The 6777-nt window shown below is 61.0% G+C and carries 6 protein-coding genes; 3 read left to right on the top strand and 3 right to left on the bottom strand.

What is annotated here, in order from left to right; translation table 11 throughout:
- The first annotated feature begins 138 nt into the window (after positions 1–138).
- The gene (locus IB272_RS18505) at positions 139–1179 is read left to right on the top strand and encodes a porin (RefSeq protein ID WP_034804167.1); all 1041 of its coding nucleotides are present in this window, start codon (positions 139–141) and stop codon (positions 1177–1179) included.
- Positions 1180–1330: 151 nt separating this feature from the next.
- On the opposite strand, the gene IB272_RS18500 is transcribed toward IB272_RS18505, so the two are convergent.
- The 3 genes from IB272_RS18500 to IB272_RS18490 form a co-directional block, all read right to left on the bottom strand.
- Positions 1331–2218 carry an alpha/beta hydrolase gene (locus IB272_RS18500; protein ID WP_060580960.1) on the bottom strand — a complete coding sequence of 296 codons (888 nt, stop codon included), beginning with the start codon at positions 2216–2218 and terminating at the stop codon, positions 1331–1333.
- Positions 2219–2368: 150 nt separating this feature from the next.
- Positions 2369–2905 carry a BA14K family protein gene (locus IB272_RS18495; RefSeq protein WP_060580974.1) on the bottom strand — a complete coding sequence of 179 codons (537 nt, stop codon included), beginning with the start codon at positions 2903–2905 and terminating at the stop codon, positions 2369–2371.
- A gap of 111 nt (positions 2906–3016) precedes the next feature.
- Complete coding sequence (locus IB272_RS18490; protein WP_060580959.1) at positions 3017–5083, bottom strand: lytic transglycosylase domain-containing protein; 2067 nt, start codon at positions 5081–5083, stop codon at positions 3017–3019.
- A 293-nt stretch (positions 5084–5376) separates the two neighbouring features.
- Between IB272_RS18490 and dapA the strand changes: the two genes are divergently transcribed.
- Positions 5377–6261, top strand: a complete 885-nt coding sequence (gene dapA, locus IB272_RS18485) for a 4-hydroxy-tetrahydrodipicolinate synthase (protein ID WP_060580958.1) — start codon at positions 5377–5379, stop codon at positions 6259–6261.
- Positions 6261–6740 carry an SsrA-binding protein SmpB gene (smpB, locus tag IB272_RS18480; protein ID WP_034804150.1) on the top strand — a complete coding sequence of 160 codons (480 nt, stop codon included), beginning with the start codon at positions 6261–6263 and terminating at the stop codon, positions 6738–6740. The genes dapA and smpB overlap by 1 nt, the downstream gene beginning before the upstream one ends.
- Positions 6741–6777: the final 37 nt, after the last annotated feature.

Raw genomic sequence — 6777 nt, 5'->3', positions numbered from 1 at the left:
GCTTGAACGCCATCTGAAATAACACCCCTCTACCAATCCCTCAGCATGACCACCGTGAGCCCGATTATGCTGAGTTTTCGCTTGGGCGCCGACCCAGTCAGATGCGGAAAACCTTCCGATTCTGACTGGAGGTCAGAAATGAACATCAAGAGCCTTCTTCTCGGCTCCGCTGCAGCTCTCGCAGCAGTTTCCGGCGCTCAGGCAGCCGACGCTATCGTCGCAGCAGAGCCGGAGCCCATGGAATACGTTCGCGTTTGCGACGCTTTTGGCACTGGCTACTTCTACATCCCGGGCACCGAAACCTGCCTCAAGATCGGCGGCTTCATCCGTGTTCAGGGTTCGTTCGGTGAAGACGCTGCTGACAGCCGTTACAACCAGGGCAACCTGGGCGGTCAGTCCACGTCGGACTGGGACGTTTTCTCCCGCGCTTACATCTCGTTTGACGCCAAGAGCGACACCGAGTACGGCACGCTCACCGGCTTCTTCGCTGCTGAGTTCAACGCTGACAACGACACCGACATCGGCGACAGCTTCATCGACGTTGACGAAGCCTACATCCAGCTCGGTGGCCTCAAGGCCGGCTTCTTCTACAACTGGTGGGATAAGGGCCTGAACGGCGAAACCGACTCGCTCGGCAACTTCACCGAATTCAACTCGATCGCCTACCTCTACGACGGCGGTTCGTTCCAGGCCGGTCTCTCGGTTGACGAACTCGAAGGCACCTCGACCAAGTCGAACGGTGTTGGCGTTTCCGGTATCGTTTCGGCTTCGCTCGGCGGCGTTTCCTTCGACCTGCTCGGCGGTTACGACTCTGAACTCGAAGAAGGCGCAATCCGCGCTCTGCTCTCGGCTGACCTCGGCCCGGGCGTCTTCCAGGTTGCTGGTATCTGGGCTTCGAACCCGAACGCTTACTGGGAAAAGTCTGAGTGGACCGTTGCTGCGTCGTACCGCTTCAACGCGACCGACAAGCTGGCCATCACCCCCGGCGTTCAGTACTTCGACAACCTGAGCCACGGCTCGCTCACCGACTTCAGCGGTGACGACGCATGGCGCGCTGGCGTCACGCTCGACTACAAGATCACCGAAGGTCTCGCGACCCGCGTGTCGGTTCAGTACGAAGATGCTGACGGCGAACAGGATCAGGTATTCGGCTTCGTCCGCCTGCAGCGCGACTTCTAAGATCGTCTGACCTCGGTCAGAAGAGAGAAACCCGGCTTTCGAGCCGGGTTTTTTCGTTTTGGTATGGCACCATGAATTTTGGTCCTGCACTTGCATCATCGTGCTTGAGGAGATCAGGGAGTAAAGACCGCGTCGGCGCGGCTTCCTTGGGTCAGCGCGAGCGCGCGAGGTCGTTTAGAAATGCGGTGATGGCGTCGCGTGGACCGTCCAGATGAAGCAGCGGCGCATGGCCCTGGCCAGGCGCGATGAAGGCGGTCATCGCATTATGTCGTCGGCGCATTTCGCGCACTGTAGTCTCTGAAAGAAGCCGCGAATGCTCGCCCCTGACGACTATCAGGGGGACCTGGTTCAGGGCGTCGAAAGATTTCCAGAGATCGGGCAACGGTGTTTCGGGCGTTAGGCCGCGCAGCGGCAGCGCAATCGCCGGATCGAAATCGGCGACCGGGACGCCATCGTCGTCGCGATATATCGCCTTGGCCATGTCTGACCAGTCGCGGTCGCTTAAGATTGGAAAGTCGCCGCCGTGCAGTGTCTTTAGGTACGCAGATGCTTTCGCCCAGCTTGCCGGAGCGGCGCTGGAGTTGAGATAGTCCCGGATCGCAAGCAGGCCTCCAATTTCGATTACGGGTCCGATGTCGTTGAGCACTACGGCTGCAATTAACGAAGGGGCGCGATCGATGAGCTGGTGGAGGATCAAGCCACCACGCGAAGTGCCGATAAAGATCGCCTTTTCAACGTTGAAGTAAGTACAGGCCGTGATGACATCGCCGGTTTCGACAGCGACCGTATATCGGCTCTTGTCGGTGTCGCGCTCGGAGTTGCCGCGCCCGCGGTAGTCCAGTGTGATGACCGGCAAGCCCCGTGACGTTGAAAGAAAACGCGCGAACTGGTGAAAGTCCCGGCTGTTGCGGGTGAGGCCTGGCAGACAGATGATGGGGGTTTCGGCGGATGGCGAAGGGGGAGGGCCGTAGCTTCGCGCGTAGAGGAGCAATCCGTCGGAACTATGGAAGTAATGCTCGCGGTATGTGCCTTGACCCATGCTGCTCCCCCCAAACAGCTGAAATCCTATCCGTTTGAAAGGGAAGGGCAAGCTGGTCGAGCCGCCATAAGCTGTTTGGCGGCCCAAACATGGCTGGCCAGCCAACAGTCTTGGCTGTCGGCGCAATAGGAGCGGTCTGCTCAATCGAGCTCAGTAGGGCGAACTGCATTGGCGCCGCGGGCCACCATAAGGCTGATAGCTGTTGTCCCAGGCCCTGTAGGAGCGATAGCGCGCGTAGCACCACCGCTGGTGCGCGTCGCCGCTGACGGCTCTTGGTCCATCGTAGTATCTCGGGCCGTTGTCATATCGCGGTTGGCTCAACAGACCGCCGATGATCGCACCTGCGGCCAGTCCGCCGATCACCGCCCCGACGTCGTTGTCGTCATGGTCATAGTGGCGGCGATATCGATCCCGGTAGTACCTGTCGCGGTAATACCCGCTGCGATTATAGTCGCGATAGTTTCGATCCCGATCACGGTAGGTGCCGTGTCGCCCGCGAAGTTCGCAATAGGGAACGGCGCAGCTAGATCGGTTCTTCCGTTCCTCCCCACGCTCGGACGGGAACTGCACCTGTTGGACATTGGTCGTCCCGGAGACGATCGGCGGAGCGCTTGGGAACGCGCCGGCCGGCGGCACGCTGCTCATGGCGGTTGCCAGCGATAGGGCAACGATTGTCAAGGTCTTCATAATGCTCACCATTCCGTTCGGAAAAGTCTTGGCTTTTGCAGAGGAAATGATTGAGGCCACGGTTTGTGCCGTCGGCGCTGATCACAATTATTTGATCGCGGCTGAGGCCGGCTATTGCCGTCCCATTCTCAAGTCTTCGACGATATCGGCTTTTTGCCCGAGCCTCGATTTGTAGACCTGATAGTTCTCCATCACCCGTTGGACATAGGTGCGCGTTTCCTGAAACGGAATGCGTTCGATCCAATCGACGACCTCGTCGATCGGCTTGCCGCGCGGGTCGCCGTAGCGGTCGAGCCATTCCGGAACGCGGCGCGGGCCGGCATTGTAGGCGATAAAGGTGAGGATGTAGGAGCCGCCGAAACTGCTGATCTGTTCGCCGAGATAGTGGGCGCCGAGCGTGGCGTTATAACCCGCGTCACTCGTCAGCCGTTCCTGCGAGTAGGCAAGGCCGTAGCGGCTGGCAACGCCCTTGGCCGTTCCCGGCATCAACTGCAACAGACCGCGGGCGTTGGCGGTGGAAATGGCGCCCGGGTTGAAGGCGCTTTCCTGGCGCGCGATCGCATAGGCGAGTGCCTTGCCGGAGCCGTCGATATTGGCGCTTGACGGGATCACGCCCACGGGAAACGCGAGCGCTGCAACATCGATGCCGCGCCCAAAGGCAATCTTGCCGACCTGGAGCGAGAGTTGGTGATTGCCGGTTTTTTCCGCTCGGGCGGAAAGCAGCGCCAGTTCGCCGGGGCTCGTCAGTTCGTCGGCAAGCGCCCGGTAGATGCTGTCGGCGCGCCAGGTGTGGCCTGTGCCTTCAAGCCGCGTGATGGCGCGCACCGCCTCGCGGCTTTCGAACCGCGATCGGTCGTCTGCCGTCGGGGCCGGATAGGCGACGTTCAGCGTCTTGCGACCCAGCCGGGCGGCTGCGAGTTGCCCGTAGAACGTTCCGGGATAGCGGGCTGCGTTTGCGAAATACCCGTTGGCGTCACCCGGTCCGCCGGCCTCGGCCGAGCGCCCGAGCCAGTACCAAGCGCGCGAAGCGGAGAGGGGACGGCTCGACACATCCAGAATGCGGCGGAAGTGACGCGCTGCGGTCGCCGGGTCCTCCATGCCGCGCAGGGCATACCACCCGGCATGAAACTCGGCGTCGATAATATCGGTCGCGTCAGTCGCGAGATGGCCGGCGGCGATCCGATAGGCGCCTCGAAAATCGCCGCTGTCGAGCAGCCCGCGGCTGACGACGCGTTGCTCGACCCACCATTCGCCAGGGTTGACCAGGGCGCCCTTGTCTTTGGGCATGCGCGCAAGGAGCTTCGCTGCTTCCTCGTATTTCTTCTGTTTGCGCAGGTACTCGATCTGAATGAAGAGATAGGCTGCGTCCTTGCGCCAGGCGGGATCGACCGCTGCGATGAGGGCCGGCGCCTTGTCGCTGCCACGGCTGACCGCCGCCCAGGCGCGATAAAGCGATTGAGCTTTTCCAAGGTCGCCGAACCGTTCGGCCTGCTCGGCGCGGTTGCGATAGAGAAGCAGCACCATGCGGCGCTGATGATTGTCTGTGGTCAAGAGGCCGGAAAACTCGTCAAGGATCTTGGTCTCGATGTCCTTGTCGAGCGTGTCGCGTTGCCAGATCGCACGCAGGTTCTTGGCGGCTATGTCGGCTTTTCCGGTGGCGACGAGAGCACGCGCAAGAATGAGGGAGCCTTCCGTCGTTTCCGGCTGCGTGTTGCCGAAAGCGGCGAGCACATCGGCCGCCGGCGGGTTCTCTCGATAGAGCGCTCGTTCGGAGTTGGCGCGCAGCGATTTCAGCCCCGGCCATCCCTGCAATTCCCGTTGGGCATCGGCGATTTCAAAGGAAGGTACGCCCCGCTGGCCGGAAACGGCGATCGCCCAGGTCAATATGTGCCGGTCGAGCGTGCCTTCGGTCATCGCGTCGCGTACGGCAATCGCTGCGGCCGGCTGCTTGTTGGACAGAGCATCGAGCCCCGTCTTGAGATCGTTGCTGACGGGTCCAGCAGCCGTCGCTATGGCATTCGTGGTTTCGCTCGCGGCAATGGGGGCCGCCTTGTCCAAGAGCGCGGGCTTACGTGTCGGAACTGGTATGCGGTCAAGGGTTTCTGCGTTGCCCGTTGGCGCTGCCAGAAGCACCGCGCCGATGATGGCGGCGACAGGCAGATATATTGACCCGCGCATCAAGAACCCCGTGTTCCCCGTGTCCAACATTCATCCGCCGCCAGATTGTCCGATGACAAGACGGGCGGCCAGTATCGATCGTAACAATTGCGCCAAACCCGCTCTCGCCCTGGTTGGGCGGTCGTGACTATGCAGGCCAAACATCAAGCTTTTGCATGAAAACCGGCGTGAAATGCCGTGTTACAACGCTTGCCGCAGCCACCTCACATGATTATGGTGCGGCAGTTTTTTAACCGTCGATTACGGCCAAAGCATGAGTGCAGACTTCGCTTTTACGCCGTCAGGAGTTGTGCATGTTCAAGGGTTCCATTCCCGCTCTCGTAACACCGTTCACCGCCACCGGCGCGGTGGATGCGGATGGTTTCGTCGCGCATGTGGAATGGCAGATAAAAGAAGGCAGCCATGGCCTGGTGCCCGTCGGCACCACCGGCGAGTCTCCGACCCTTTCGCATGATGAGCACAAGAAGGTGGTCGAGCTCTGCATCGAAGCGGCTGCCAAGCGCGTGCCTGTTATCGCCGGCGCCGGCTCCAACAACACGACGGAAGCGATCGAGCTTGCACAGCACGCCGAAAAGGCTGGCGCCGATGCGATCCTCGTGGTTACGCCCTACTACAACAAGCCGACGCAGAAGGGCCTCTTCGCGCACTATGCCGCGATCGCCGAGAGCGTGAAGCTGCCGATCGTCATCTACAACATCCCCGGCCGCTCGGTTGTGGATATGAGTGTCGAGACCATGGCGGCGCTCAGCAAGGCTTACGCCAACATCATCGGCGTCAAGGATGCCACCGGCAAGATCGAGCGCGTCTCCGAGCAGCGCATGGCCTGTGGTCCGGAGTTCGTCCAGCTTTCGGGCGAAGACGCAACCGCGCTCGGCTTCAACGCCCATGGCGGCGTTGGCTGCATTTCGGTCACGGCAAACGTTGCGCCACGCCTTTGCGCCGAGTTCCAGCAAGCGACGCTTGCCGGCGATTATGCCACGGCGCTTGCCTATCAGGACAAGTTGATGCCGTTGCACAAGGCGATCTTCATGGAGCCGGGTCTCTGCGGCGCCAAGTATGCGCTGAACCGCCTCGGTCGTATGAGCCGCACCGTGCGCTCGCCGCTGTTGCCGACGCTCGAGCCGGCAACCGAGGCCGCGATCGATGCAGCACTCAGACATGCAGGATTGATGAACTGATGGCACCCAAAGGAAGCCAGCGCACGGTCAATAAGGTTGTGGCGGAAAACCGTAAGGCCCGCTTCAACTACGAGATCGTCGACACCTACGAGGCCGGTCTGGTTTTGACCGGCACCGAGGTCAAGTCGTTGCGCGAAGGCAAGGCCAACATTGCCGAATCCTATGCGACGGACGAGGGCGGCGAGATCTGGCTGATCAACTCCTATCTGCCGGAATATCTGCAGGCGAACCGTTTCAATCATGAAACGCGGCGGCGGCGGAAACTGCTCCTGTCGAAGCGCGAGGTCAACCGGTTGCAGGGCGCCGTCAACCGCGAAGGCATGTCGCTGATCCCGCTGAAGATCTACTTCAACGATCGCGGCCGCGCCAAGTTGGAGCTGGCGCTCGGCAAGGGCAAGAAGCTGCACGACAAGCGGGAGAGCTCGAAAGAACGCGACTGGAACCGGCAGAAAAGCCGCCTGTTGAAAGACCGTGGCTAAGAAAAATCGCTTTGCGTTGCATCCGACAAAGACGGCC

It is taken from the genome of Ensifer sp. ENS08 (genome assembly GCF_014852195.1).
In the GTDB taxonomy this organism is placed as follows: domain Bacteria; phylum Pseudomonadota; class Alphaproteobacteria; order Rhizobiales; family Rhizobiaceae; genus Ensifer; species Ensifer adhaerens.
This window is presented reverse-complemented; position numbering and strand designations above follow the sequence as displayed.

Bases quoted from the DNA above. Each gene is read 5' to 3' on its own strand.
- smpB (WP_034804150.1), top strand. From the start codon at position 6,261: ATGGCACCCAAAGGAAGCCAGCGCACGGTCAATAAGGTTGTGGCGGAA.
- IB272_RS18505 (WP_034804167.1), top strand. From the start codon at position 139: ATGAACATCAAGAGCCTTCTTCTCGGCTCCGCTGCAGCTCTCGCAGCA.
- IB272_RS18495 (WP_060580974.1), bottom strand. From the start codon at position 2,905: ATGAAGACCTTGACAATCGTTGCCCTATCGCTGGCAACCGCCATGAGC.
- dapA (WP_060580958.1), top strand. From the start codon at position 5,377: ATGTTCAAGGGTTCCATTCCCGCTCTCGTAACACCGTTCACCGCCACC.
- IB272_RS18500 (WP_060580960.1), bottom strand. From the start codon at position 2,218: ATGGGTCAAGGCACATACCGCGAGCATTACTTCCATAGTTCCGACGGA.
- IB272_RS18490 (WP_060580959.1), bottom strand. From the start codon at position 5,083: ATGCGCGGGTCAATATATCTGCCTGTCGCCGCCATCATCGGCGCGGTG.